Below are 25,629 nucleotides of genomic sequence, written 5' to 3'. Positions count from 1 at the left end.
TCCATTAGTCAAATTTTCAAGAATAAAAATAAAAAGGGGGAAATCCCCCTTTTTCCTATCGCTATCTTAGTAAACGTTAATCCATTAGGAAGCTTGTCTTTTCTTAAAAAATCTAAGCTCAACAGTGAGATGTCATAAAAATCTTACGTTGAAGCGTATTTCATGTTCTGATGCCCTCTTGTAGTTGGCTCAATCTTTCAAGTTAACAATCAAAAAGATATTATAATAAATTTTTTAATGCATCCCCGAATAAGTCCCCTAATGTTTCGTTTTCCATCGCCTCTTGTTTTTGCATATAGTTATTAAATTCTTCACGTTCTGCATCTTCAACAATACGGCGAATGCTTAATTCTAATTTAAATTGTTTAGGTTCAAAACGAGTGACTTTAACCTCGACTTCTTGCCCAACTGTTAATACGTCTTCCACACGAGAAATACGTTTTTCCGTGATTTGATTCATTGGTAGAAAACCAACTACATCTTCTTCGACTGCAACGAATGCTCCGCGGTCATTAGTCGCCACAACCGTTCCTTTCACAACATCTAATGTTTTAAACGTTACCGATTCCCAAGGATTTGATTTCACTTGACGTAACGATAATCCTAAGCGATGTTTTTTCGCATCTAATGAAATAATTTTAACTTCCACTTCATCCATTGGAGCTACCATCGATGCCAATTTCATCTGAGGATTCCATGATGCCTCTGTGTAATGACATAATCCTTCAATGTATGGAGCCACTTTAATAAATGCTCCTAAATCTGTCACATTCGTTACTTGTCCCTTAATTACATCCCCAACCTGATGACCAAACGCCACCCATGGGTCTTGCTCTACTTGTTTAATTGACAAGGCAAGGCGATGATTTTTATTATCCATCGATAGGATACGAACGCGAACAGTTTGACCTTCTGACACTACCTCATCTAATTTTGCCTTATGATCCCATGATAATTCAGATAAATGAACTAACCCTTCAACACCTGCTGTAACTTCTACAAAGGCTCCAAAATCCATTAAACGGACCACTTGCCCATCTAATACATCTCCAACTTGGTGTGTTGAAGCAAACTGTTCAAATGGCGTCATTAAAGTTGCCTTAATTGATAATTGTAATTTTGTTCCATCAATTTTAATGACTTTCGCAGATACCTTTTGCCCGACTGTTAAGGCATCCTCAACATTTGCCACCGGTAAATGAGAAATTTCAGAAATATGAACTAATCCTTCTAACGAACCAAAGCGAACGAATGCCCCATATTTTTCGATACGAACAACTTCACCTTCAACGATTTCTCCAAGTGCTAATGTTGAAAATTGTTCATCGCGTGCCGCTTTTAATTGTTCTGCAATCACCATTTTACGTGATACTTTAATTTTACGGTTGCGAGCGTTAAATTCAACAATTCTCACAGGAATCTCTTGTGAAACGTATTGATTTAAGTCAGAAACGTATTTAACATCAATCATATTAGCTGGTAAGAACGCCTCTAATCCAATATTTACAATTAAACCGCCCTTAACAACACGTTCTACTTTCGCGACTAATGTTTCACCTTTTTCAAAAGCCGTTTTTAATTCTTGGAAACGTTCGTATTCAAGTAAAGCACGGCGCGATAATAAAATTTGCTCGTCATCAACTTTCTTAATCATCGCTTTTATTTTATCACCGATTTTAACTACATCTTTGGCAGAATCCACTTTATCTAATGTTAATTCATTTAAATAAATCGTTCCTTCTGTTGCTCCATGAATATCAACCGTAACCTCTTGATTTGTTACACGAACAACTTCACCTTCAATGACATCATTCACTGCTGGTAAGTCAAAATTAGCCATTGATAGAACTTCACTCATCGTCATTTCTTCTGGATTTTGTTTCATTAAACTTCCCCACCTTTTTTTACAATATTTATAATTGCATCAACCGCCTCATCAATTGTTAAATCAGACGTATCGACGACAATTGCATCCTCTGCTTTCGTTAAAGGAGAATGTTCACGTGTTGAATCTAACTTATCGCGTAATTCGATTTCTTCTTTTAACGTTTCAAAATCACACGCAATTGATCGGCGTAAGTTTTCATCATAACGACGTTTTGCACGAACATCCACCGATGCTGTCATAAAAATTTTATAATCGGCATTTGGTAAAACATTCGTTCCGATATCGCGCCCATCCATTACCACATTATCCGTTTTAGCATATTCAATTTGACGATTTTTTAATTCATCTCGAACAAATCGAATAGCTGAAACAGCTGATACATTTTGTGAAACAATAGGTTGTCGAATCGCATCTGTTACATCTACCTCATCTAAAAATACTTTTTTATCATTCGTTAAACGAATCGTTGTATTTTTAAGCATCTTCGCAATTGTTTCTTCGTCTGTTACATCCACTTTTTCATTTAACGCCTTTAGCGTTACTGCACGATACATCGCTCCTGTATCGATATAAATGTATCCTAACATTTGAGCTACTTTTTGAGCAATTGTACTTTTTCCTGCTGCTGCTGGTCCATCAATTGCAATTACTTTAGAACGAACCATATTATCACCTCGACTTGTCCTTATTTTATCACATTATTTTACTTGTAAACAACCACAAAATGGGGACTTCTCACAATTGAACCTCCCCCTTATAAAAATAAACTAAACAAAAAAAGAACAACCTTCCGTTTTTGTTTAGTTTACATTTAACTAGCCCTCCGTTATCGTCTAGGCAAGGGCCTTTTCGACCAAGAGGTAAAACACAATCTTAAGTTTTCCATCCAAACTAGGAGTAAAGCGATGCCGTTTAAAATAAAAGTTGTTTTCAACTCTAAATCCATTTAAAATAACATCAAACATGCGATGATTAAAAGTAAAATCATTCCTGCTGATAAAAAATAAATGAACAAATAATTGACGCGATCCGAACGTTTAGGCAAGCTTAACTTACGCTCTTCATTTAGTGCATCTACAACAGCATCTTGATCGTTTAAGTAAAGAGCTTCTAATGTCGTTGATACCGATTTATCCACTTGCTCTTCCTCATTTTTTTCATCAGCAATCGTAGATTGCTGTAACTCAGACCATGCACAATCATCTAAATCCACTTCGGAATTAAAAATCAACTCAATATTCTTATTAAAAATATCGTCTTGATAATTAGAATTCGACGTTTGTTCATTCTCGATAATATCGCTAAAAATAGAGCTAATACATTCGCCCTCTGTCTGTAACCTTTTTAAACGACCATAATCATGTTGAACAAGTGCATCCAAATAATCTAAATCTGTATCTATTATCTCTTCTAAATCTGTATATTCTTCAACTTCGTTGTCTGACATTATCAATGATACCCTCTCTTTAGTTGGCAACTCATCTTCAAGTGGCTCGATTGGAACCGATAATAGTTCCTGTTCTAATTGTTCCCACTCACTAAAATCCTCATTTTTAATCATTTGAGTAATTTTCGAATAAGTCGTCACCCCGTACTTTTCTTGTAACAGTCTCATCATTTCCTGAGATCGTGTCGCTAACTCTTTTCTTCCCGGAGCCCGTCTCATTTGTAAACTTTCATTGGCCTCTAAAGCTGATGACATAATTTCTGATAATCGTGAGGAGATGGACTCTTGTAAGGCCTCTGATTTTAATTCTAAATTAGAGGCTACCGAATGAGACGGTACGTCCTCTTCACATGCATTAAAATAAACCTTTCTTAATTCAGAATAATCTGCTTTCTGTTCCATCTCACTCACACTCCTTTTTATTCAAAATACCGTTTATCTAACGGATCGTTACCTTCAAAAATAAAATTTTCATGACCATCTCGCTCGCCTAAAGGACAAATAGTCATTGATATATAGGAATCGACGAATTGTCGAAGCTTCTTATCACTTTATTTTATATTTTGTAAAATATTCACTGAGGACTTAGTCATTATATCATAAATTTATTTTATTTAGCGCATTAAATTTGAATTTTTTTGTCTTTTTAGTTTATAATATACATGTAATTCAAATGAATTATATATTCTTAATCACAATTCTTGTAAGGGGGATAAATTAATGGCTAAATTCACAAAAGTTAACAAAGATGAATGTATCGCATGTGGTGCTTGTGGTGCCGTAGCACCAGACGTATTCGGATATGATGATGAAGGATACGCTGAAAACATCCTTGAAGGAGATAACAACCAAGGTGTTGTTGAAATCACTGATTTAGAAAGCGATGTTATCGACGCAGCTGAAGGATGCCCAACTGAGGCAATCGAAGTTCAAGATACACCTTTTAACTAATTAAGCCAAATACTACGTTATTATGTAGGATTTTTAAAAACTTATACAAAAAAAGCTTATTATTTTAACAATAATAAGCCTTTTTTTATTAAAGGCGAGAGAAACAAAAAGAATTTAATCCTTTTACTTTCCTACTCACCTCATAAAAGGGTATGAAACGGGCGATAAAGTTTCTAATCATGAGAACTTTATCGCCCGTTTTTTGATGTTTATCTTTAAAATTGACGCATTTTTGTAAACTTAACTTTTGGCTTCTCTCTCTTATCATTCGCCATTGAGACTAATGTCTTTACCTCATGTGGTGTCAACGGACGGAACTCCCCTGCCGCAAGACCAACCACATCGATGCAACCAAACTGCTCACGACGTAATTTTTTTACAGGAAAACCAATCGCATCAAACATTTTTTTTACCTGATGATACTTCCCTTCATGAATGATCAATTGAACAAGTGACGATTGATTCTTTTTATCCACTGAAATTAAACGGGCGCTCGCAGGCTTGGTCTTATAACCATCAACGACAATCCCTTTAGCTAACGGTTTTAAACTTTCCTGTGTAACAATTCCCTTTACACGTGCTAAATAAACTTTATCAATTTCCCCACTCGGATGCATCATTTTGTTCGCAAAGTCTCCATCGTTGGTTAACAATAAAACACCCGATGTATCGTAGTCTAAGCGTCCAACAGGATAGAGTCGTTCCGAAACTTTATCTTTAAAAAAATCTAAAACAGTTCGACGATTTTTCTCATCAGAAACAGTACTAACAAAACCACGTGGTTTATGTAAAACGTAATAAACCTTTTTTTCTCGTTGAAGCGGGATTCCCTCAACTTCAATTTTTTCTTTTCCTGTCACCTTAACGCCTAATTCGCGCACTACTTTATCATTAACAGTTACTTTTCCTTCTAAAATTAATTGCTCCGCCTTACGTCGGGAAGCAATCCCTGCATGGGCAATAACCTTTTGCAATCGTTCCATGTAAAACCCTCCAATCAGAAATGACGCTAAATTCGACAAGAATCTAGATGTAACACTCATTTTACCTTTATTATAAGTAAAAATCAATGTTTAATCCTATGGAAGAGAAATTTCACATGCTATTTATCTTTTATCCAAAGAAAATAGAAACAGACACAATAGCAGCAATAAACCCAATTAGGTCAGCCGTTAATCCTAATTTTAGCGCGTGCTTCATCTCACTCAACCCTACCGCGGCAAAATAAACAGTAATGATATAAATCGTTGTATCTGTACTTCCCTGCATGATTGAGGCTAGACGTCCAATACCCGAATCAGGACCATAAATAGAAAGTAAGTCTGATGTCACACTAAGGGCCGCTGATCCTGACAGGGGCCTTAAAAACATCAGAGGTAACACGTGAGCATCCACGCCAATGGCTGTTAGAATAGGATCTAATAGATTTGCGATAGCGTCAACGATTCCTGAGGCCAAAAAAACCTTAATTCCAACAATCATCCCGACAATATTAGGAACTAAAGACACCGTTGTCCTCATCCCCTCTTTTGCCCCCTCTACAAAGTGATCAAAGGCATTCGTTTTGTTCACAAAAGCCATGACAAAAACAGAAAGCAAAAAGATTGGTAAAATGTATACACTGATTGCCCCCATCTACTCACCCTCTTTCCTGTCGTTTTCTAACAACACCCTCACCAGAGGAAGGAATCCGTTTCATTCGACTATAAATATTATGAATCAACAATCCCCCAATGGTCGTAATGCCAGAAGCAAAAAGAATGGGTAAAAAAACCTCACTCGGATTTGTTGAGTGATACATATGACGAATCCCAATAATCGTTGTTGGAATTAAAGTAAATCCCGCGGTATTCATAACGAGCAACGTATACATCTCAAAGCTCGGACGTGCAGGATCAGGATTTGTTGCCTGCAACTCCTTCATGGCCTTAAGACCCGTTGGAGTTGCTGCACTTCCAAGCCCTAATAAGTTACTCACCATATTGGTCGTTAAATATTTCAAAGCTGGATGTCCCGCTTTAAGCTTAGGGTATAAAAACCGAGTCACTGGCGTTAAAACCTTGCAAAGCAAATCAAGCATTTTTGCATGATTTGCCACCTGTAAAATTCCTGTCCAAAACACCATGATTCCTGCTAAATAAATAAGCAAATCAATCGCTTCCTGGGCACCTGCCAAAATCGCATCATTGACTGCTGAAGTTGTTCCACTAAAAAAGCCATAAACGATTCCAATTGCGAACAGTCCCATCCAAATTTTATGAATCACTAGAAGCTCACCGCCCCTGTGAACCAATTAACCACTTTTTCAAACCATGATTGCTTTTCAACTTTTGGTTCGATTGCTTTATAAACAGGAATTTCCTGTACCAGCTGCTCATCAATAAATACCTTTAATTGTCCCACTTCTTTTCCCTTCGCTTTCTCATAAAGCGATAAGTCCGTCGTCACCTTCTCACTTCCATCTTTTGCAACAACAACATCGACTTGTTTTTCAATATATAACTTATCTTTAAGCTCGCGGTTTTCTACGTGAATCTCCCCTGGCGTCATTAACGTCTTAACCTCATAATGGTCAAAACCATAATTAAATAAACTCATATGATCATTCCAATCATCACCCGCTTTTAAAGTGACAACAATTAACTCCATCTCATCTTTGCGTGCTGAAGTCACAAGCGTTCGTCTGGCCTGCTTCGTAAAACCAGTTTTCCCACCAATGGCATAATCATAGTAGCCCGTCACTAACTTATGTTTATTATTCCAAACATAAGTGGTCCCATTTTTCGTTGTTGCCTTATGAGTCTTTGTCCCTGTAATTTCTCTAAAAATAGGATTATTCATCGCATATTGCATGACTAATGCCATATCTTTTGCCGTCGATAAATTATAGGTTGTCTCATCTAATCCAGAAGGATTTTGAAATACACTATTCGTCATTCCGATTTCTTGAGCCTTTTCATTCATCATCTTGACGAATCCCTCTTCATCTTCACCCACAAATTCAGCAATCGCCATCGCCGCATCATTTCCTGAGCGAAGCATTAATCCATATAATAAATCAATAAGCTTAACTTGATCCCCAAGCGTTAAATATAACGCAGATCCTACTTGTTGTGTAACGTTCTCCGATACTTCTACCCATGCATCCAAATCCGCATTTTCAATCGCCACAATCGTTGTTAAAATCTTCGTAATACTAGCAATATACATCTGATCATTCGGACACTTTTCATAAAGAACCCGTCCAGTTGATTGCTCCATTAAGATTCCACACTGAGAACTAATTCCCATCGCAGAGGCACGATTTGAATGACTTGTTAATAGGAGTAAAAAGATCATTAGCGTTACGAATATCTTGTTTTTTTTCATTTTTTACTCACCTCAGTCCTGTAACTATTACACTCTATGAGTAGAAGACAAAAAATATCCTTGAATAAAAACACCTGTTATGACAGATTTTTAATAATAATCACGATTTACCCCTTTGGCATCCCTCGTAACAAATCGTCCTTTTGATTCACACTTATCTCTTTTCTTCTTTTTCAAATCATAAAAAAAGGATGAGAATTCATCCTTTTTTGTTCGTACCCGCCTATTTAATCAATTGATAAAACAGTCCATGTTCCTTACAGTAAAAATAAACACGAGCATATTTACGCTTTGGCATCCTAAATTGTAATTGCCACTCCGGATATTGTTTTTTCATGATGAGCGTATCTTCAATAATTGCGGCCGTAAACATAATGTAATGCTCTTTTGTCATCTCATGCGATGTTGTCAAGTAAAATTCACCGTCTACTTCCTCGACCACTAACTCATGCCCTTGTTCCGCCTTACGCGGTGTGAGGGGTTGTAATAATTGATGACAGCACGAAATCGTAGCTTCAGAAATCGATGTTGCAACATTACCGCATTGCGGGCAGACATAAAATTTTGATTGTTTCATATTTCCTCCTATTTGTTCATTTAAGTTTAATTCCCCTGATAACAGGTAATCGACACTTACATTAAAAAATTCTGCTAACTCCGGCAAAACAGAAATATCTGGACAGCCTAGTCCACATTCCCATTTACTCACTGTTTTATCACTTATATTTAAAGCGTTAGCCACTTGTTTTTGGGTTAAATCTCGTTCCTTCCTTAAAAAATAAAGAAGCTCACCTATTTTGTCCACTTGCATCCTTTCCACTCCTTCCTATATAAAAGTTAAGACTTTCTTTAATCTATGACCTCTTCCTTTTCCTTCTTAAACGAATTCCGCTGTTATCCCCCCAGTTAGTTTATCCGCTAAATGAGCAAACAAGGACACTTCCTCCCGCAGGGGCAAGTCGTCTTCCCTTTTACACGATTGATTTAACCTCTTTTCTATTTTAACATTCTCGCTAGCAAATACAATCCACGCTCCATAGAGTTCATCACGTGTAAACTAAAGAAAGCTATCAAATCCCCTTTGGGCGTTTGATAGCTTTCGCATTAAAATCCTTGATTAGTTATAAGTTTTTTTAGGTTTTTTCCCTTTTTTAAGACGTGGCTTTGAATCATCCACTACTTCAGCTGCGATTTCAGCAGACATCGTATTCTTCGCAGCTTTTGCATTTGTGACTTTTTTACTTTTAGGGTCTCTTGGCATCACATTACGCCTCCTTATAAACTAGGATACCTTTTTATTATGCCAAAAAGGGGAAAAAATATTTATTCTTCTTCATCTTCTGAAAAATTAAATAAATCGGATTCTTCTTCTAAGTTAAAATCCGGAGTAATAAACGGTAATTCAGGAAGTTCCTCTAACGTTTTAATTCCAAAGTAATCCAAAAATTCATCCGTTGTCTTAAATAAAATAGGGCGACCTGGTCCTTCTAGACGTCCTCCTTCTTCAATTAATGAAAAGTTTAATAACTTTCTGAGAACATTGTCACTACTAGCTCCGCGGATATTTTCAATTTCATGGCGCGTAATGGGTTGGCGATACGCCACAATGGCTAAGACTTCCAATGCAGCATTTGAAAGACCACGTTGATGTGGATTTTGAATCAGTCGCTTTAAATAAGGGGCGTGTTCCTTTTTCGTTGTCATCTTATAAACCCCTGCCACCTCAATAATTGTTACACCACTACTTATATTTTGATAGCGATCTTTTAATTCCAATAATAAAGAGTTTACCTCGTCTTTATTAACCTCTAATACGTACTCCACTTGTGCAGGTGTAATTCCTTCATCCCCTACCGCAAATAATAATCCTTCTAAAATACCTAAACGTTCTTGCTTAAACAACCTCATCACCTTCTAAACTTGAAATATAAATGTCCTCGTAGTAGCTTTGTTGAGAAATACTAATCTGATTACTTTTAACCAGTTCAAGCAATGCTAAAAAAGTAACAACAATATATTCTTTATCAAATCGCTCAAATAAACTCGCAAAGGCCACTCTTTTTTTATATTTCAATTGCTGACTTAATGACTTCATGCGCTCTTCAACAGAAATATTTTGTGGCACAATTCTCGTCTTTAGGGGCTTTGTTAACTTATGCCGACGTAAAAGCTTTTCAAATGCCGAGATTAATTGCTCAACTTGAAGATTTTGTGGCAACTTCTCGACATGATCAATATAATCAGAAAAATCAATAGGCGGCTTCGTAAAAAATTGTCCTCGCTCTTCCTCTAATTCTCGCAACTCCTTTGTTACCTCTTTATACTGTTGATACTCCACTAAACGTTGAATCAACGCCTCTCTCGTATCCTCTTCATACTCATCTTCTATTTCAACAACCTGTTTTGGCAATAAACTCTTACTTTTAATCTCAATTAATGTCGCAGCCATGACCAAATATTCAGATGCAATTTCAAGTTTCAACTCTTCCATAGCATGTATATAATCTAGGTACTGGTGCGTGATTTCAGATATTTTGATATCATAAATACTCACTTTTGCTTCTTTTAATAAATGCAATAATAAATCAAGTGGCCCTTCGAATGCATCAATTCGCACTTCGTAACCCATAACCCACCTACTTCCTACTAAATACCCTTTCTCTATAAAAACAAGTCACTTTTCTCATAGTTAAGAAAAAAGAGCCCCCTTATAAACCATTGAACGACAAAAGTCTCTCTATAAGTACTAGTTAACCCCCGTTGTACAAAAATAAGCCTAATCTCCCATCTTCATTTTAACGAATTTTTTTATTTTTCTCAATCGTTCTCAAAAAAAAATCAATAATCCTTATATTTCATCGTAAAAACCCCCTCATCATCCCATTTATCGGAATTTCATAAGGGGGCAACAATTATTCAGGTTGAGAATCTTTTTGGGATTGTCGTTGGCGACTGTTATATCTATACGGAATCGGATAGCGAATAATGGCTTTCATTAGCGCCTTAAAGTTAAATGGAACAAGTGGATAGAGATAAGGTTTTCCAAAACTTTTCATCGTTGCTAAGAAAATAAATCCCACTACAATCGCTCCAATATATCCATATAGTCCTAAAAGAGCGGTCGCGATAATAATAAAGAGTTTAAACATCTTATTAGCAAGCCCTAATTCATAACTTGGGGTAACAAATGCACCGATTGCACCGATTGCCACGCAAAATAAAATTTCCGGACCAAATAGACCTACATCAACAGCAACCTGACCAATTAGAATGGCCGAAACAATCCCAAGCGCAGAAGAAATCGCCGTTGGGGTATGAATGGAAGCTAATCGTAAGAATTCCATACCGATTTCACCTGCTAACACCTGAATAACAATTGGAATACTTCCTTCCTCCTGAGGAATTAAAAAGCTCATAAAATCAGGTAAATATTCCGGATGTAACACGAGTAAAAGCCATGTTGGCATTAAGAAAATGGAAACGATAATTCCTACATAACGAATAAATCTTAAAAATGTTCCCACCGCTGGGGTTTGGCGATATTCCTCTACACTTGTGAGGTGATCAAATAACGTAACAGGACCTATCATCACACTTGGTGATGTATCGACAATAATTGCTATCATCCCCTGATAAAGATGGGCCGCAACAACATCCGGTCGTTCTGTATACCTTACTAACGGATAAGGATTATAAACCTGTCCAGTAATGAACTCTTCTAGTTCTTTATCCGTCATTGTTAATCCATCAACCTTCACTTGTTCAATTCGATGTTTCACATCGTCAACCATTTGTTGATCGGCAAGCCCCTCGATGTACATTAAAACAACATCCGTTTTTGATTGATCGCCGACCTTTAAAATAACATTTCTTAACTTACCTGTACGGATTCGGCGACGCGTTAACGCCGTATTAACCACAATATTCTCAGTATACCCATCCCGAGATCCTCGTACGGTTTTCTCCGTATCAGGCTCAGCTGGGCCGCGTCCAGGATAACTACGGACATCAATAACAAATCCCTCTGCTTCGCCATCAACAATCATAGCCACTAGCCCACTCAAGACACTCGTACAAATTTCGTCAATTTTATCCGTGGGTGTGACTTGTTGGTGAACCAATCGATTATGTACCGTTTGTAAAACATCATTGCCGGGGTGCGGTAAGCTGTTGAGTAACAATAATTGTGTCATTAACTCGACTAATAACTCGGAGTCGACCAGACCCGTTACATAATAAATTTGAAGACGACGTCCCATGACAACAATCTCACGCTGTCCGACATCAAAACTTTTACCAATCCCAAGCTTTTCCTCTAATACCTTTTGGGTCTCATCAATATTCTTTTTTATGACTAAATCAGCCTGCGTCGTTTTATCTTCGGCCATAGTATCCCACCTTTCCTCATAGTCATTCATCCATTACCAATCAGCCTTTCGGTTTAAATACGAGAGCGATAATAAAGGCAAATAAAATGGCTGCCGTAATTCCAACAGCGGTTAAATCAAACATCCCCATTCCAATTCCAATAAACCCTAACTGTTCGGATTTTTCCATAGCTCCATGAATCACTGAATGTCCAAAACTCATGATAGGAAGTTGAGCTCCGGCACCGGCAAATTCAATTAATCGATCATAAAGTCCAAATACATCTAGTGCCGCTCCTGTCACGACAAAGCCACATGTAATATGCGCTGGCGTTAACTTAAAAAAATCTAAGATAAATTGTCCGAGGGCACAAATCAATCCACCAACCACAAATGCTTTTAAGAATATCATCTCGACAATCGCTTCTTTCCTTTTATATTTTAAACAACACACTTATTTATTAATCCGCCGAACAGAGTGCAACAGCATGAGCGATACATGGAATTGTTTCCTTTTGTTGCACAATTAAAGGATTTAACAAGGCCCCAGTCGCCACAACAAGAACCCGTTTTAATCTTTGTTGCTCTAATAATTTTTTAATATGACCATACGTCACAACTGCACAGCAACCGCATCCACTACCACCAGAAAAGACAGGTTGATCCGGTGAAAAAACTAGTTTCCCACAGTCATTATGCTGTTCACTGATATCGTATCCCTCCTGTCTTAGGATATCAACGACGATGGGACTTCCGCAACTCGCCAAATCCCCTGTCAAGATGAGGTCATAATAAGAAGGATCAACTCCTAAATCCACAAAATGTTGCTTAATAGTGTGTGCAGCAGCGGGGGCCATTGCTGCTCCCATATCATTAGGGTTATTTTGAGCCGCATCAACAATAATTCCCGCTGTCGCCGATTCAATACGAATTTTTGTTTTTTTATGACTGACTAACGCCACGCCCGATCCCGTCACAGTATATTGAGCCGTTTCTGGTTTTGGACCACCGTATTCTGTCGGATTACGATACTGACGTTCTGCAGAAGAGTTATGACTACTCGTCGCTGCCAACGCGATTTTGGCATTATCACTGTCTACCATCAACGCGCTCAACATTAGCGATTCCATCGATGTAGAACATGCCCCGTAAATACCGAAAAAGGGAATATTTGTCTCTCTAAATGTGTAATGCGTTGGAACAATTTGATTCACCAAATCTCCAGCAAAAGCAACGGATATTTCATTTTCTTGAATTTTAGCTTTTTCGATTACTTTTGTAATAGCGCTACGCATTAACTGAGACTCAGCTTGTTCCCAAGATTTTTGACCACAATAGGGCTCATCAAACATGACATCAAAATCATCTTTCAGTGGTCCCTGCGACTCTAGTGGACCAACTGCTGTTGCCGTTTCTAATAAGTATACGTCATTAAATTTCCAAGATTGTCTTCCGGCTTTCATTCCTATCATCCTTTTCTAACACGATCAATCTGACTAATTTTTTACACGGAGTCTGTCGTTAAAACGTTGGATACGACACCCCTTTAATAGAACTAAAGCTTCACCTTTAAGCACCCTTCGTCGCAAGGTGGCTTATCATCCAATCCATATTTTTTTCTAGCCTAGTACATTAAACTCTATTAATAAATAGCGTAAAATTCCGAATACATAGGCTGAAACAACAGCAAAGACAATTACCGCTCCCGCTAACTTAAATAAATTCGTCGCAATTCCAAGTACGACTCCCTCACTTTTACTTTCTAGGGCAGCCGAAGTCAATGAATTGGCAAACCCTGTAATAGGAACAAATGCCCCTGCCTTTGCCACTTGACCAAACTCATCGTAAACTCCAAGTCCTGTCGCCACCGATGCAATTAAAATCACCGTTACGAGCGCAAGCGTACTTGCTGTTTCACGCACAAAACCAAAAAAATGAACATACATCTCAATAAGCAGCTGTCCACCAACGCAAATTAAACCGCCAAAGAAAAAGGAAACTAGAGCATTTTTTAAATAATTAGGTTTTACTTCATGATTTTTAATAACCTCTTCATATTTTTTCGTTTTCACAGACGTCACCACTCCTCAAAAAATGAACTCTACACTTTAATATGACTTTATTTCTAAAAATTATAAGTTCTTCTCACAAAATTCCCCATAAAATCATAAAATTAATCGACTAAAATAATTTTTTTCATCGCTTCTAAGAGGGGCAAATACTTTTGTCTTAGTATCAACATTTAATCCCGTTACAAGCTTCCTTAGCTCCTTTGATTAAAGCGAGTCCTTCATCAATTACTCACCTATCTACGTCCATCTAACAAGCTCTCCTTATTTTCCTTAAATAAAAAAAACGTCGCCCCAACCTACGTTTACCGTAGATTGAGACGACGTTTCACTAACTTGTCATCTTTTCTTTTAATTCTTTTAATATTTTCTTTTCAAGACGGGAGACAGCTACCTGATTAATTTCTAACCGCTTTGCGACTTCCGATTGGGTGTAACCTAAGTCAAATCGTAAATAAATAAGCATTCTTTCGGTCGAATCTAGATCCGATACTAGCTGTTTTAACACGATTTTTTGCTCAAGTTGCATTCCTTCACGATGATTTGGAATCCGCTCAATAAGTGGCATATCCTCTCTCTCATAATTATCTAATGAAGAAACATTCGTCGGCGCATTTAACGCCAAAATAATTTGCTCTTCCGTTAGCTCGGTTGCCTCGGCCAATTCTTTCATTGTGGGCTCCCGTTCAAGCGTTTTATTAAGCTGATCCTTTACCTCTTGAATTTTATGAATATTACTTTTAATACTGCGGCTAATTTTGATTGGACTTTGTTCACGAATAAAAGCTTTAATCTCACCAATAATCAGTGGAATGGCGTACGTTGATAAGGTGGTATCATAAGAAATATCAAATTGGATGATAGCCTTTAGCAATCCCATACAACCTATCTGAAATAGGTCATCCTTTTCAACCTCTAAGTGCCCAAATTTATGAACAACAGACCAAACTAAATCCATATGATTTTGTACTAAAATTAGCTTTGCTTCTTCATCACCACTTTGAGCCTTTCGTATTAGCTCCTGAATTTCTTTTTTATTCATCCAACCATCCCTCATGCCTTGTCATTTCTGTCTAATGTTTGCCATGTTACTGCGCCGATGAATCTAAAGGTAAAAACTCTTTTTCAAATGAAACCACTGTCCCAACTCCCACTTCCGAATGAACCTCAAATTGGTCACTAAATGATTCCATAATCATAAATCCTAACCCACTTCGCTCTTCTTCCTGCTTTGTCGTATAGAGTGGTTGTTTTGCCAATTCAATATTTTCAATTCCTTTTCCAAAATCTTGAATAGTCACACGTAAGCGACGCCCAACAAGCGTAGCTTTCATATCGATCATTCCATCCTCATTATCCTCATACCCGTGAATAATCGCATTAGTTACCCCTTCTGAAACAATCGTTTTAATCTCATTTAATTCTTGTGCATTTGGATCTAATGGTGCAATAAAGCCAATAATGACAAGTCGTGCAAAACTTTCATTAATACTTTTTGCAGGAAATTGTAAATGCATCTCGTTATTCATATTATGCAATCCCCCTAATGGCAGACTCTAATTGTGAGTCATCTTCAATAACTTTAATAATTTTTGAAAGACCAGATAATTCGAACACCTTTGAAACTAATGGTTTCATTCCAATAACCATAACCGTTCCATTCACTGATTTTAATTGATTATATCGCCCTAAAATAATTCCGATTCCTGAACTATCCATAAAATCTAAATGTTTTAGGTTAAAAACGATATGCTTAATCTGTGATTCCCCCATCACAGTATTTAGACGGCTACGCAATTGATCGGATGTATGGTGATCTAACTCACCATTTAAATTGACGTATAACACTTGATTTTCAACATAAAGTGAGACAGTTATACTCATAATAATCCCCTTCCCATGTTAGATTGACTCCATTTTAACCGATTAAAAAGATTCATATTTCCTTTTCGACAATTGTAGTGTTTTATTTTTTTCACCCCTTCCGCAATCGCTCCTAAAATTATCATCCTATTTGTCTTAAAAAATAAAAAAAGGAGGAAAATGCATAAACTCTGTTATGCATTTTCCCCAAATAACATTTGTGACACAATATAGCCGAGTAGTCCAATAAAACTATTTTTTTCAACAGGCTCTTTTACCGTTAAGGCCACTTCTTTATAAACTTCACCATTATAATAATAAGTTAATGTCCCAACTTTATCTCCAGGTTGAATCGGTAACTCCATATTATCGTTTAACGTTACCTCATAATTTGTCTCCTGTTCAGGATCAGTTTTCTTTTTAAGCAATGTAATTGGTTCTGACGTCACAATATCAAATTGACGGTTTTTGGCTAATAAATTATATCCAGTTGAAACTAATTTTTGATCCTCTAATTTTGGAACTAATTCATATTGTTCATAAGCATATTCAATTAAACGCGCCACTTCTTGGTTACGAATATCTGACTTACTTGCTCCCATAACAACAGCAATCACGCGCATATCATCGCGGTTAGCTGTTGCTGTCAAACAATATCCCGCTTCTTTTGTATAACCCGTTTTTAACCCATCAACGCCATCAACATACTTTAATAACTTATTCGTATTAACTAACCAAAATGGAGATTCCGTATCCTGGCGAATATAATCTTCGTAAAGACCTGAAAACTCCGTAATCTCAGGATAGTCTTGGACTAAATGACGTCCAATAATTGACATATCATACGCCGTTGTTAAATGTCCTTTTGTCGATAATCCCGTTGGATTTTTAAACTCCGTGTTCTTCATCCCTAATTCTTTTGCCTTCTCATTCATTTGTTCAACGAACTTTTCTTCTGTTCCGGCTACACGTTCAGCAAGTGCCGTTACCGCATCATTCGCCGATGCAATAGCAATACTTTTGAATAAATCCTTTACGGACATTTCCTCACCTGGTTTTAGGAAAACCTGTGATCCCCCTAGACTAGCCGCATGCTCACTGACACGAATCACTTCATCCCACTTCATCGATCCATTCTCGATTGCTTCTAGGATTAAGTACATCGACATCATCTTCGTCATACTCGCGGGTGCGAATTGTTCATGAGCATTTTTCTCATACAAAACATTCCCTGTTTGTGCCTCAATTAAAACCGCTGCCTTACCATCTGATACTAACTCATCTGCACGAGCCACAGTCACATGAATAAAGCAACTCAACGTAAAGCATGCAACTAAACTAATTAACACTTTTCTTATTTTCATTTTTACACCTCTTTTTCTTCCTGTGGCGTTACTACACATTTATGTCTCCCAAATTTAAAATATACCTTGTGACAGAAAGGTCACCTCCTTTTCACTTTAGGGCACCTTCTTCTTTTAGCAGATAACAACGAAATCCACCTAATCTGCCCTTGATTTGTTATAAATTGTTGCATTTCCTCCATACGTTTTCCTACAAAAAAAGTTAGCCCGTAAAGACCCCTCGGTCTTAGCAGGCTAACCTTTTCATTGACTATTTTGTCACATAAAAAAACGATTAACTTAGGCAACGACATCATAAATTAAAGTAGGTGGACACACCGGGTCCTTACAGATACAATACGCCTTCTGAATATAGGCGATTGCCTCTTCATTATCAACACGATTCGCGTGAATATAAGCTAATACATCTCCTTCACCCACCGAATCACCGACTTTTTTATCGAGAACAACACCGACAGCCATATCGATCATATCATCTTTCGTCGCACGTCCCGCTCCAAGTTTCATCGCTGCAAGTCCAATGGATAACGCATCGATTTGGTGAACGTATCCTGATTGGGAAGCTTTAACCGGAATAATAGAATCTGCTTTAGGCAATAAATCAGGATTCTCGATTTGAGCAACATCACCGCCTTGAGCTTGAACAAACTCTTTAAACTTGTTAAACGCCTCTCCGCGATGAAGTTTCTCTTTAAGTTGCTCATAAGCCGTTTCAACATCCGGTGCCTTTTTCGCTAATACAACCATTTGACTTGCTAATTGAAGCACAAGTTCCTCTAAATCTTTTGGTCCATGACCCTTCAACGTTTCAATGGCCTCCTTCACCTCAAGCGCATTTCCAATGGCTAACCCCAATGGTTGATTCATATCTGTTAAAAAGGCCACCGTCTGGCGTTGGGCATCGCGTCCAATTTCAACCATCGCTTGAGCAAGCTGCTTCGCATCCTCTAATGTTTTCATAAACGCCCCGGCACCAAACTTCACATCAAGAACGATCGCATCAGCACCCGCGGCAATCTTTTTACTCATAATAGAAGAGGCGATTAACGGAATCGACTCGACTGTCGCTGTCACATCTCGTAGCGCATATAAATATTTATCTGCCGGCGCTAAGTTTCCAGTTTGGCCGATAATAGCCAGTTTAATTTCATTAACTTGCTCGATAAAACGTTCCATATCAAGCTCAATCGTCATGCCTGAAATGGATTCTAATTTATCTAGCGTACCACCTGTATGGCCTAATCCTCTTCCACTCATCTTAGCAACAGGAACTCCCATTGAGGCAACCAACGGTCCTAAAATTAAAGAGGTCTTATCCCCTACTCCTCCCGTTGAATGTTTGTCAACTTTAATTCCCTCGATGGCTGATAAGTCGACAACTTCCCCACTGCCAACCATCGCCTGTGTTAGAGCTAAACGTTCAGCAGGCGTCATTCCATTAAAGACAACCGCCATTAAAAAGGCAGACATTTGGTAATCCGGGATTACTTTATCTGTATAATTTCGAATCATCCATTCAATTTCTTCAGTTGTTAATTCAATATGATCGCGTTTTTTAGCGATTAAATCTACCATTCGCATGCTAATCACCTATTTCCATTTATGATAAAAACACTTTCAATTATACCTTAAACAGGGGGGCGGATGAAATGTCTCCATGAAAATATCTATTAAAAAAGCGTTTTTTTGAATACTTCCCATAAGTCGTGGGAAAATATAAATATAACTTGATATCATTGGGGTGAAAATATGTTTCGACAACACAAAATCTTATGCGAAAATAAAGAAACAGTCATCTATCTTTTTCTATACGATCAACAGATTGACTTAGAAACAATGAAAATTATCTTTGCTCAAATTTCAAGTCAAAAACTCGAGGCGCGAATTATTGATTACTTTAAGCAATGTAACATTAAATATCAAGGGAATCATGTGCGACTCGTTTATCGTGAAACCATCATTCGAGACTTATATCTCAGTCATTATCACCAATCACATACGGACGCAACAAATGTCATCCATCTTTTTTAATATATTACCCACTTGGGACGTAAAAGCTGTAAAGAACATTCTTTACAGCTTTTACTTTTTCTCGGATGTTTTTGATTTTTTAAACCAATGAAATTCCTGTCCCATCTCAGTTGATAAATCAACGGGTGAAAGGAACGATCCAAAAAGATAACGATTCATCTCTTGTTCCCATGCTGTTGTAAAAGCATCAGGATAATCAATTGGCTGTCTCTTTTTCTGTTTCATGACAACCCTCCTTTTATGATAACATCCCCGTTAAACTCGCAAGTAATACAATAATCACTAAATAGATTAAAACAGCGATTGAAAAGTTCCGTTTATTCGCATTTAAGCGCCGATTAAAACAAAAATAACCAAAAACGATGAAGTTAATAATAGGAAGCATCGCAATTAAAATTAAAAATAGCCACTCTTCAATTTTAACTACGGGTTCAACCGATGTCTTCTCACGTTCCGCTTCCATCTATCCACGCCCTTCCCGTATCAAAGATAAAAATAGTATTTGAAAAAAATTGATTTTTATACCCTATTTTACTTGTGCTTATCAAATAAACGACGCTCAGAAGGGAAAAGATTACGGCTTTCTACCCTCTAGTCTTCATCTCATGCAAAACAAGGCCTGTCCTTAACCTACTAGCCCCTTAGGCCATCAAAAAAGAGGTGATCCGATTGGTCACCTCTTTTCAATTCATCTCTATTAATCTAGCTTAAAGGCTTTTTAATAAGTGCTTCAACTTGCTCACACACATCATTTGTTGGCAACTCGGCATAAGTCTCATAAGGAATAGGATCGTGAACCTCTAAACGAATCACAGTACGGCGCGGCCAACGTTTTGCCACCTCATAACTATTATAAATCGTTACGGGTATAATGGCAGCCTTAGCCTTCTGGGCTAACTTAAAACTACCTGCTTTAAATGTTCCCACTTCAGCCCGAACCATACGCGTACCCTCAGGAAAAATCACCATTAAATGACCTTCCTTCACACTCTTAGCCGCAGCCGAAATCACCTTAACCGATTGTCTCACATCATTTCGATCCATAAACTGACACTGGATTAAACGCATCGCATCGCTTAGTAAGAAAATATGATCCAATTCTTTTTTAGCCACATAGCCATGTGGACGTTTAATCACCTTTAACATGGCGACAATATCAAGGTTACTTTGATGATTCGCATAAATAACCCCATGCTCGATTGTATCTAACTTTTCAAGCCCCTTTGCTTCAACTCGAACGCGAAAAATAAGTGGGATCGCCCATGAAACAACCCAACTAATAAAGTTAAAACGCTCAGTATTAGAGTATTGATCCCCCTTTAATTGCTGTACTCGTGCATTCACACATAAAACAACAATTACAACAAGTGCTAACGCCGTGAGTAAAACGCCTAGCACAATCCATAAAATGGTTAACATTATTCCTTCACCCTTTCATAAATAGTAAAACGTAATTCATGACTTACTTTCTCCTTAACTTTCACCCATTTCGAAAAGTCTAGCGGTGGAAAATAGCAATCTCCCTCAAATTCCCTTTCAATATGTGTGATATAAAGACGCTCGACATAAGGAAGAAACTGTTCATATATTGAACGGCCACCTATAATAAATAACTCTTTCTCTTTCGGATAATGTTCGATAAACGTGACACCATCTGTAAGCGTCGTTACTTCCTTAAAGTCATAACTTTTTATCGTCGTTAAAACATAGTGATGTCGGTTTGGAAGAGGAACCCCTTTATAGGAGAGGATAGATTCAAAGGTTAAACGTCCCATTAGTAAATCGTGTCCTGTTGTTATTTGCTTAAAATAATCAAGATCCTCCTTATAAAACCAGGGTAACCGGTTCTTCGATCCAATTAAGTGATTCTGATCAAAGGCAACAATCAAGGAAATCATAGGCTGTCCGCCTTCTTATTCATGTCCTCAATCTCAATCACACCATAAAAAAAGTGACGCTTTTGATTTTGTCGAGAAATAGTAAACCCGAGCTTTTCAATGATAGGATTTTTATAACCCGATTTTACTACTACGCGTTTTTTAGCGACACGAATGGCCTCCTTCACATGGTCCTCCGTCATCACATCATAAGCAACGACCGGCTTAATGACTTTAATGCCCTGAGAACTTTCTACAGAATGATGAAACATAAAATCAAAATAAACGACATCGAAGGCATCATTTTCACAAGTGCGCAAATAATCTAAATTATCTGCTCGCACTAAAGAAACTCGGTCAATCAGCGCCTTCCACTCCGGCTTTTCATACGCTGCAAAATAAGTAAGTCCTTCCCTAACCAAAACAAATAATGGGAAGCTTTTTTCTAATGACACCACTTTCCCCTGTGGTCCTACTTGATAATTAGCTACGAGCGTATCGCTTGCTAGTCCTAGCGTACAATCTAAAAAACTCATCCCCTCTTTAAGGCCACATGCCGTAACTAAGCTATCCGTTTGCCCACGTTCAAGCTGTTTAATACGGTGCATTGCCATATTAGGGTGGAAAAAGACCTCTTCTTGACCTTTCTCATAGTAACTCAACCCTCTTTGGTTATTCACCACAAATAGTTGAGAATCCAAAGAATCAAGTAATGACTTTACGGTTTTTTTTCTTCTTGGCACAAACGGAATCGATAAATCATCTGCGAGGTGTTTTGCCCTTTGAACTAATTCCGCTGTTTCATCAAATGCTGTTGTAACAATCACCTTATCACCACTCTTTTTAAACTCTTATCTTCTTATTGTGACAGATAACAGGCAAGAGTTCAAGTTGTTTTAGATGGGAACTAAAAAATCGTCCTTTTACTGGACGATTTTTTCATTTATACCGAAGCTTCCTCCACTTTCATCTCTGTTAGTTCACTACTTTCTTTTATCGTTGATGTTTTCGTTTGAATAAACGATACCTTTTCTGCCACTACCTCGACCACCCGCAATGACTTATGATTAGGAATTTCATAAGTTTTGTGAACTAACCTTCCTTTAATTCCAATAATCGCACCTTTTCCACAATATTCTACCACGTTATGTGCTAAACCTTCCCACAAACTTACATTGATAAAATCAGTCTCATATTCGCCCGTCACTGAGTTTTTAAATGAACGATGAACCGCTAATGTTACCGTCGTCACTCGTTTCCCTTCCTGAGTCTCCATTAATTCCGGTTGACGGACTACCCGTCCAACTAAAACAACATTATTAAGCATCAATATTCTCCTTTATTTTGTGTCTTCATCTAACTATACGCAAAAAAACGACGATTTCCTTTTTTAATTTAACCTTTTTTATTCACTTCGTTCTCATAGGCTAAAAATTATTGAAAACGTATTCTGTCGATTTTTCTGCAAAGGACACAAAAAAGACATATTTTCTTGTCGAATTTTGATATAATAACAACTGTATTCATGAACATCCCCCCCCGTTCATGTAATACATTCCTTTCATTATTGTTTTTCATTCCATTTTTTAATTTTTACATCCCCTCATCAAACAAATGTATTGGGTTAAATTTTAACAAACTTTTTTTGTTAAAATTCCAAAAACCTTATACTATTCCCCTCTGGGAGAATTAGTGCCCCCCACTAATTCTCCCCTTTTTTTATTTTCCTGACTAAATCTATTAAAATGCAACCTTTTGATAGGATGAAATAAATCTAAAAAAAAGCTCTCATATGAGAGCTTTTTACGATTGTTTAGGGAGTAATTTAAATGTGCTCATGCGATCTTCAATAAAATATTCTTTCGCAATCGTTTGCAAATCTTGTAAACTTAACTCCTCTAAAATATCTAAGATTGAGAATAATTGAACACCATTAAAAGCATATTGTGTAAATTGATTTGCAATAAACTCAACTGAGTTTAAAGCTGATAGGAAGCGTCCAACTTTTTTATTTTTAATTCGTGTAAATTCAGACTCATCAATTGACATGGTTGGAATGGTTAAAAGCTTATCCTTAATACTTTTAGCCAATTCATCAGGGTAGCGTGTATCCCCTCCGACAATTGAAAATCCAAATGATAACTCACAATTTGTCTCATATGAGAACGTATCATTAATATAGCCTTTATCTAATAATTCTTCGTAGTACGTCGATGAACTACCAAATACTAAATCAAAGATAATATCTAATGCAACTTCTTTTTTCAATAACGCACGTCCATCCTGATCGACGCTTGCATCTTTTACCCCAACAAATACTTTTGCTGTCCCAACTTCCATCTCCAACGTGCTTTCCTCACGAAAAACTTGTGGATTTTCTTTCGGATACTCACGAGGAATTGGGTCTTCTTTTTGATAATCTTTTTTCGCTTGATTTTCACGAACAAGTGCCATCATTTCTTCAACATCAAAATCCCCGATTACAAATAAAAGCATATTTGATGGGTGATAGAATGTATGATAACATTCGTATAATAATTCAGCCGTAATGGGTTGAATCGACTCAACCGTTCCGGCAATATCAATTCTCACGGGATGAGTTTTAAACATGTTTCCAATGATTTCATAATATGCTCGAAAATCGGGATTATCATCGTACATCTTAATCTCTTGTGCAATAATTCCTTTTTCTTTTTCAACGGTTTGCTCCGTAAAATAAGGAGATTGGACAAAGTCGATGAGCGTCGTCAAATTCTCTTTTAAATCACTCGTACATGAAAATAAATAACAAGTTCTTGTAAACGATGTAAATGCATTAGACGAGGCACTATGTGCAGAAAATTTTTCAAACACATCATAATCTTCTTTTTCAAACATTTTATGTTCAAGGAAGTGAGCAATTCCATCAGGCACTAATTTCATCTCATCTTGACCAATTGGAATAAAATGATTATCAATTGAACCGTATTTAGTCGTAAATGTCGCAAATGACTTATTAAAACCTGGCTTTGGAAGCATGTAAACTTCTAATCCATTTTCTAATTGTTCATAATATAATTTTTCTTTTAATTGAGGAAACTCTTTAAATTCCATTACTCGGCCACCTCTTTTCCTGTTAAGAAGAAGACTGTATCCTCTTTAATTTTTTTGGCTACTGCAACAACTTGCTCAGCTGTCACGGCATTCACCGCTGCTACCCATTCTTCAACACTTAATGGATGTTTTAATAATTTATTTAATGCTTCGTGAGCCATCATTCCTGAAGCTTGATCCATAGATTCTAATTTTGAATTAATTAAAGATTTTTTCGCTAAGTCTATTTCTTTCTCACTAAAATTACCAGACACCATATCTTTTAATTGCTCATCAATGATTTTAAGAGCCTTGTCATAATTTTGTGACTCAATCCCTGAGTATACATACATGACTCCTTTATAATTATCTAAGCGAGAGGCACAGTAATAACAAAGCGATTCCTTCTCACGCACATTCATAAACAATTTCGAGTGCGCATATCCTCCAAAAATTCCATTGAATACGAGCAATGGTAAATAATCATCATCGTCGATTCGTGTATGCGTACGATATCCGATATTTAATTTACCTTGTGAAATATCTTGAACCTCTTTAATGACCTTCACTTCTTGGATGACTTTATCTTCATGATCAATAACTTCTTGATTGACGCTTCGGTGAGCAAAGTTAAACTGTTTACTAAATATTTCATAAACATGTTGTGAGTCAATGTCCCCAACAACTGCAACGCTAACTTGGTTATTGTTTAACATTTCCTCATACGTTTTCATTAAATTTTTCCCGTTAATTTCAGCTAAATCATCGGCATATCCAATCGAATTGATACTAAACGTCTCACCTTGACACATGTTTTCAACGAGCTTTTGTAAAGAATATGAGACTTTATCATCATAAATCGACTCAATATATTCTTTTAATAAACGTTTTTCAATGTCAACCACTTGCTCCTTAAAAGCACCATCTACCAGCAATGGCTTTAAGATAACTTCTTTTAAAAGCGCGACTCCCTCTTCTAGTAAAGGCTCTTGGTGACCTAAAAATTTCTCATTTGCTAAAGAAAGATAGAATTTAATATTATGCGTTTTCCCTCTTTTCTCAACTGTCGTTGATAACGAAGCTCCATAGAGCGATTCTAGGTAAGTATTTAACGCCTTTTTCGAAGGATATTTCTCTGTTGCCCCACGTAAAACATAAGGTAATAATGAACGCTTCGTCACTGTGTCACGATTGATCTCCGACTGGAATGAAACTGAAATAAGATTCGTTTTAAATTTATCCGTTTTTATTGTTGTTAAAGTATAACCTAAATCATCAAATTGACGAACTTCCATAGAGTCACCACCTATTTTTCTAATATGAATTAATAC

Annotated in this window: 30 protein-coding genes; 2 read left to right on the top strand and 28 right to left on the bottom strand. The window is 37.1% G+C overall.

The window, feature by feature from the left end; all coding sequences use genetic code 11:
• Positions 1-220 precede the first annotated feature (220 nt).
• The 3 genes from AC6I0I_RS03985 to AC6I0I_RS03975 form a co-directional block, all read right to left on the bottom strand.
• Positions 221-1,885, bottom strand: a complete 1,665-nt coding sequence (locus tag AC6I0I_RS03985; RefSeq protein WP_262953505.1) for a S1 RNA-binding domain-containing protein — start codon at positions 1,883-1,885, stop codon at positions 221-223.
• Positions 1,885-2,553, bottom strand: coding sequence for a (d)CMP kinase (gene cmk, locus AC6I0I_RS03980; RefSeq protein WP_161830838.1), 669 nt, complete (start codon positions 2,551-2,553; stop codon positions 1,885-1,887). The genes AC6I0I_RS03985 and cmk overlap by 1 nt, the downstream gene beginning before the upstream one ends.
• Positions 2,554-2,834: 281 nt before the next feature.
• The gene (locus tag AC6I0I_RS03975) at positions 2,835-3,737 is read right to left on the bottom strand and encodes a hypothetical protein (RefSeq protein ID WP_161830837.1); all 903 of its coding nucleotides are present in this window, start codon (positions 3,735-3,737) and stop codon (positions 2,835-2,837) included.
• A gap of 318 nt (positions 3,738-4,055) precedes the next feature.
• Here AC6I0I_RS03975 and AC6I0I_RS03970 point away from each other — a divergent pair, with 318 nt between their 5' ends.
• The gene (locus tag AC6I0I_RS03970; protein ID WP_161830836.1) at positions 4,056-4,286 is read left to right on the top strand and encodes a ferredoxin; all 231 of its coding nucleotides are present in this window, start codon (positions 4,056-4,058) and stop codon (positions 4,284-4,286) included.
• Between the two features lie 215 nt (positions 4,287-4,501).
• Here AC6I0I_RS03970 and AC6I0I_RS03965 read toward each other — a convergent pair whose 3' ends face one another.
• The 17 genes from AC6I0I_RS03965 to AC6I0I_RS03885 form a co-directional block, all read right to left on the bottom strand.
• The gene (locus tag AC6I0I_RS03965; RefSeq protein ID WP_161830835.1) at positions 4,502-5,269 is read right to left on the bottom strand and encodes a pseudouridine synthase; all 768 of its coding nucleotides are present in this window, start codon (positions 5,267-5,269) and stop codon (positions 4,502-4,504) included.
• A 130-nt stretch (positions 5,270-5,399) separates the two neighbouring features.
• Positions 5,400-5,921 carry a spore maturation protein gene (locus AC6I0I_RS03960; protein WP_161830834.1) on the bottom strand — a complete coding sequence of 174 codons (522 nt, stop codon included), beginning with the start codon at positions 5,919-5,921 and terminating at the stop codon, positions 5,400-5,402.
• A gap of 4 nt (positions 5,922-5,925) precedes the next feature.
• Positions 5,926-6,552 (bottom strand): spore maturation protein, encoded by a 627-nt coding sequence (locus AC6I0I_RS03955; protein WP_262950257.1) that lies wholly within the window; start codon positions 6,550-6,552, stop codon positions 5,926-5,928.
• Positions 6,552-7,655 (bottom strand): D-alanyl-D-alanine carboxypeptidase family protein, encoded by a 1,104-nt coding sequence (locus AC6I0I_RS03950; RefSeq protein WP_161830832.1) that lies wholly within the window; start codon positions 7,653-7,655, stop codon positions 6,552-6,554. Before AC6I0I_RS03950 ends, AC6I0I_RS03955 begins: the two co-directional genes overlap by 1 nt.
• A 223-nt stretch (positions 7,656-7,878) precedes the next feature.
• Positions 7,879-8,466, bottom strand: a complete 588-nt coding sequence (locus tag AC6I0I_RS03945; protein ID WP_161830831.1) for a helix-turn-helix domain-containing protein — start codon at positions 8,464-8,466, stop codon at positions 7,879-7,881.
• A 306-nt stretch (positions 8,467-8,772) separates the two neighbouring features.
• Positions 8,773-8,916 (bottom strand): hypothetical protein, encoded by a 144-nt coding sequence (locus AC6I0I_RS03940; RefSeq protein WP_161830830.1) that lies wholly within the window; start codon positions 8,914-8,916, stop codon positions 8,773-8,775.
• A 62-nt stretch (positions 8,917-8,978) separates the two neighbouring features.
• On the bottom strand, positions 8,979-9,557 hold the full coding sequence (gene scpB / locus AC6I0I_RS03935) for an SMC-Scp complex subunit ScpB (protein WP_161830829.1): 579 nt from the start codon (positions 9,555-9,557) through the stop codon (positions 8,979-8,981).
• Positions 9,550-10,284 carry a segregation/condensation protein A gene (locus tag AC6I0I_RS03930; RefSeq protein ID WP_161830828.1) on the bottom strand — a complete coding sequence of 245 codons (735 nt, stop codon included), beginning with the start codon at positions 10,282-10,284 and terminating at the stop codon, positions 9,550-9,552. The genes scpB and AC6I0I_RS03930 overlap by 8 nt, the downstream gene beginning before the upstream one ends.
• 283 nt (positions 10,285-10,567) lie before the next feature.
• Positions 10,568-12,043: a spore germination protein gene (locus AC6I0I_RS03925; protein WP_161830827.1), complete on the bottom strand. Its 1,476-nt coding sequence runs from the start codon at positions 12,041-12,043 to the stop codon at positions 10,568-10,570.
• 40 nt (positions 12,044-12,083) lie between these two features.
• Positions 12,084-12,434 carry a stage V sporulation protein AE gene (gene spoVAE, locus AC6I0I_RS03920; protein ID WP_161830826.1) on the bottom strand — a complete coding sequence of 117 codons (351 nt, stop codon included), beginning with the start codon at positions 12,432-12,434 and terminating at the stop codon, positions 12,084-12,086.
• A 49-nt stretch (positions 12,435-12,483) separates the two neighbouring features.
• Positions 12,484-13,485 carry a stage V sporulation protein AD gene (gene spoVAD, locus AC6I0I_RS03915; protein ID WP_262950258.1) on the bottom strand — a complete coding sequence of 334 codons (1,002 nt, stop codon included), beginning with the start codon at positions 13,483-13,485 and terminating at the stop codon, positions 12,484-12,486.
• Positions 13,486-13,641: 156 nt separating this feature from the next.
• The gene (gene spoVAC, locus AC6I0I_RS03910) at positions 13,642-14,094 is read right to left on the bottom strand and encodes a stage V sporulation protein AC (RefSeq protein ID WP_161830824.1); all 453 of its coding nucleotides are present in this window, start codon (positions 14,092-14,094) and stop codon (positions 13,642-13,644) included.
• A 328-nt stretch (positions 14,095-14,422) separates the two neighbouring features.
• The gene (locus AC6I0I_RS03905; protein ID WP_161830823.1) at positions 14,423-15,133 is read right to left on the bottom strand and encodes a sigma-70 family RNA polymerase sigma factor; all 711 of its coding nucleotides are present in this window, start codon (positions 15,131-15,133) and stop codon (positions 14,423-14,425) included.
• Positions 15,134-15,179: 46 nt separating this feature from the next.
• Positions 15,180-15,620: an anti-sigma F factor gene (spoIIAB, locus tag AC6I0I_RS03900; RefSeq protein ID WP_161830822.1), complete on the bottom strand. Its 441-nt coding sequence runs from the start codon at positions 15,618-15,620 to the stop codon at positions 15,180-15,182.
• Between the two features lies 1 nt (position 15,621).
• Positions 15,622-15,975 carry an anti-sigma F factor antagonist gene (spoIIAA, locus tag AC6I0I_RS03895; protein WP_161830821.1) on the bottom strand — a complete coding sequence of 118 codons (354 nt, stop codon included), beginning with the start codon at positions 15,973-15,975 and terminating at the stop codon, positions 15,622-15,624.
• 173 nt (positions 15,976-16,148) lie between these two features.
• Positions 16,149-17,318: a D-alanyl-D-alanine carboxypeptidase family protein gene (locus AC6I0I_RS03890; protein ID WP_161830820.1), complete on the bottom strand. Its 1,170-nt coding sequence runs from the start codon at positions 17,316-17,318 to the stop codon at positions 16,149-16,151.
• A 279-nt stretch (positions 17,319-17,597) separates the two neighbouring features.
• Entirely contained in the window at positions 17,598-18,899 is a 1,302-nt protein-coding gene (locus tag AC6I0I_RS03885; RefSeq protein WP_262953506.1) for a pyrimidine-nucleoside phosphorylase, read from the bottom strand.
• Positions 18,900-19,067: 168 nt separating this feature from the next.
• On the opposite strand from AC6I0I_RS03885, the gene AC6I0I_RS03880 reads away from it, so the two are divergent.
• The gene (locus AC6I0I_RS03880; protein ID WP_161830818.1) at positions 19,068-19,349 is read left to right on the top strand and encodes a hypothetical protein; all 282 of its coding nucleotides are present in this window, start codon (positions 19,068-19,070) and stop codon (positions 19,347-19,349) included.
• A 51-nt stretch (positions 19,350-19,400) separates the two neighbouring features.
• On the opposite strand, the gene AC6I0I_RS03875 is transcribed toward AC6I0I_RS03880, so the two are convergent.
• From AC6I0I_RS03875 to yfmF, 8 genes are all read right to left on the bottom strand, one after another.
• Entirely contained in the window at positions 19,401-19,574 is a 174-nt protein-coding gene (locus AC6I0I_RS03875) for a hypothetical protein (RefSeq protein WP_161830817.1), read from the bottom strand.
• A 13-nt stretch (positions 19,575-19,587) separates the two neighbouring features.
• A complete protein-coding gene (locus AC6I0I_RS03870) occupies positions 19,588-19,812 on the bottom strand; it encodes a hypothetical protein (protein ID WP_161830816.1) in 225 nt (74 codons plus the stop codon).
• Between the two features lie 239 nt (positions 19,813-20,051).
• Positions 20,052-20,768, bottom strand: coding sequence for a lysophospholipid acyltransferase family protein (locus tag AC6I0I_RS03865; protein WP_161830815.1), 717 nt, complete (start codon positions 20,766-20,768; stop codon positions 20,052-20,054).
• Positions 20,768-21,247, bottom strand: a complete 480-nt coding sequence (locus AC6I0I_RS03860) for a dihydrofolate reductase (RefSeq protein WP_161830814.1) — start codon at positions 21,245-21,247, stop codon at positions 20,768-20,770. The genes AC6I0I_RS03865 and AC6I0I_RS03860 overlap by 1 nt, the downstream gene beginning before the upstream one ends.
• Positions 21,244-22,053: a class I SAM-dependent methyltransferase gene (locus tag AC6I0I_RS03855; RefSeq protein ID WP_262953507.1), complete on the bottom strand. Its 810-nt coding sequence runs from the start codon at positions 22,051-22,053 to the stop codon at positions 21,244-21,246. The genes AC6I0I_RS03860 and AC6I0I_RS03855 overlap by 4 nt, the downstream gene beginning before the upstream one ends.
• A 116-nt stretch (positions 22,054-22,169) precedes the next feature.
• Positions 22,170-22,553 carry a single-stranded DNA-binding protein gene (gene ssb / locus AC6I0I_RS03850; protein WP_161830812.1) on the bottom strand — a complete coding sequence of 128 codons (384 nt, stop codon included), beginning with the start codon at positions 22,551-22,553 and terminating at the stop codon, positions 22,170-22,172.
• A 476-nt stretch (positions 22,554-23,029) separates the two neighbouring features.
• Entirely contained in the window at positions 23,030-24,319 is a 1,290-nt protein-coding gene (gene yfmH, locus AC6I0I_RS03845) for an EF-P 5-aminopentanol modification-associated protein YfmH (RefSeq protein ID WP_262953508.1), read from the bottom strand.
• Positions 24,319-25,593 (bottom strand): EF-P 5-aminopentanol modification-associated protein YfmF, encoded by a 1,275-nt coding sequence (gene yfmF / locus AC6I0I_RS03840; RefSeq protein WP_262953509.1) that lies wholly within the window; start codon positions 25,591-25,593, stop codon positions 24,319-24,321. The genes yfmH and yfmF overlap by 1 nt, the downstream gene beginning before the upstream one ends.
• Positions 25,594-25,629: the final 36 nt, after the last annotated feature.

The sequence above is a fragment of the Turicibacter sp. St.80E1 genome (assembly GCF_059728495.1).
Note: the sequence above shows the minus strand (reverse complement) of the source record. Positions and strands in the feature narration are given on the sequence as shown.

Bases quoted from the DNA above. Each gene is read 5' to 3' on its own strand.
- AC6I0I_RS03945 (WP_161830831.1), bottom strand. From the start codon at position 8,466: ATGCAAGTGGACAAAATAGGTGAGCTTCTTTATTTTTTAAGGAAGGAA.
- AC6I0I_RS03950 (WP_161830832.1), bottom strand. From the start codon at position 7,655: ATGAAAAAAAACAAGATATTCGTAACGCTAATGATCTTTTTACTCCTA.
- cmk (WP_161830838.1), bottom strand. From the start codon at position 2,553: ATGGTTCGTTCTAAAGTAATTGCAATTGATGGACCAGCAGCAGCAGGA.
- AC6I0I_RS03870 (WP_161830816.1), bottom strand. From the start codon at position 19,812: ATGGAAGCGGAACGTGAGAAGACATCGGTTGAACCCGTAGTTAAAATT.
- AC6I0I_RS03860 (WP_161830814.1), bottom strand. From the start codon at position 21,247: ATGATTTCCTTGATTGTTGCCTTTGATCAGAATCACTTAATTGGATCG.
- AC6I0I_RS03965 (WP_161830835.1), bottom strand. From the start codon at position 5,269: ATGGAACGATTGCAAAAGGTTATTGCCCATGCAGGGATTGCTTCCCGA.
- AC6I0I_RS03890 (WP_161830820.1), bottom strand. From the start codon at position 17,318: ATGAAAATAAGAAAAGTGTTAATTAGTTTAGTTGCATGCTTTACGTTG.
- AC6I0I_RS03875 (WP_161830817.1), bottom strand. From the start codon at position 19,574: ATGAAACAGAAAAAGAGACAGCCAATTGATTATCCTGATGCTTTTACA.
- spoIIAB (WP_161830822.1), bottom strand. From the start codon at position 15,620: ATGAATAACGAGATGCATTTACAATTTCCTGCAAAAAGTATTAATGAA.
- yfmH (WP_262953508.1), bottom strand. From the start codon at position 24,319: ATGGAATTTAAAGAGTTTCCTCAATTAAAAGAAAAATTATATTATGAA.
- AC6I0I_RS03865 (WP_161830815.1), bottom strand. From the start codon at position 20,768: ATGTTAACCATTTTATGGATTGTGCTAGGCGTTTTACTCACGGCGTTA.
- AC6I0I_RS03885 (WP_262953506.1), bottom strand. From the start codon at position 18,899: ATGCGAATGGTAGATTTAATCGCTAAAAAACGCGATCATATTGAATTA.
- AC6I0I_RS03960 (WP_161830834.1), bottom strand. From the start codon at position 5,921: ATGGGGGCAATCAGTGTATACATTTTACCAATCTTTTTGCTTTCTGTT.
- AC6I0I_RS03940 (WP_161830830.1), bottom strand. From the start codon at position 8,916: ATGCCAAGAGACCCTAAAAGTAAAAAAGTCACAAATGCAAAAGCTGCG.
- AC6I0I_RS03975 (WP_161830837.1), bottom strand. From the start codon at position 3,737: ATGGAACAGAAAGCAGATTATTCTGAATTAAGAAAGGTTTATTTTAAT.
- AC6I0I_RS03880 (WP_161830818.1), top strand. From the start codon at position 19,068: ATGTTTCGACAACACAAAATCTTATGCGAAAATAAAGAAACAGTCATC.
- spoVAD (WP_262950258.1), bottom strand. From the start codon at position 13,485: ATGAAAGCCGGAAGACAATCTTGGAAATTTAATGACGTATACTTATTA.
- yfmF (WP_262953509.1), bottom strand. From the start codon at position 25,593: ATGGAAGTTCGTCAATTTGATGATTTAGGTTATACTTTAACAACAATA.
- AC6I0I_RS03970 (WP_161830836.1), top strand. From the start codon at position 4,056: ATGGCTAAATTCACAAAAGTTAACAAAGATGAATGTATCGCATGTGGT.
- AC6I0I_RS03925 (WP_161830827.1), bottom strand. From the start codon at position 12,043: ATGGCCGAAGATAAAACGACGCAGGCTGATTTAGTCATAAAAAAGAAT.
- AC6I0I_RS03905 (WP_161830823.1), bottom strand. From the start codon at position 15,133: ATGAATAAAAAAGAAATTCAGGAGCTAATACGAAAGGCTCAAAGTGGT.
- AC6I0I_RS03985 (WP_262953505.1), bottom strand. From the start codon at position 1,885: ATGAAACAAAATCCAGAAGAAATGACGATGAGTGAAGTTCTATCAATG.
- AC6I0I_RS03930 (WP_161830828.1), bottom strand. From the start codon at position 10,284: ATGGGTTACGAAGTGCGAATTGATGCATTCGAAGGGCCACTTGATTTA.
- ssb (WP_161830812.1), bottom strand. From the start codon at position 22,553: ATGCTTAATAATGTTGTTTTAGTTGGACGGGTAGTCCGTCAACCGGAA.
- spoVAE (WP_161830826.1), bottom strand. From the start codon at position 12,434: ATGATATTCTTAAAAGCATTTGTGGTTGGTGGATTGATTTGTGCCCTC.
- spoIIAA (WP_161830821.1), bottom strand. From the start codon at position 15,975: ATGAGTATAACTGTCTCACTTTATGTTGAAAATCAAGTGTTATACGTC.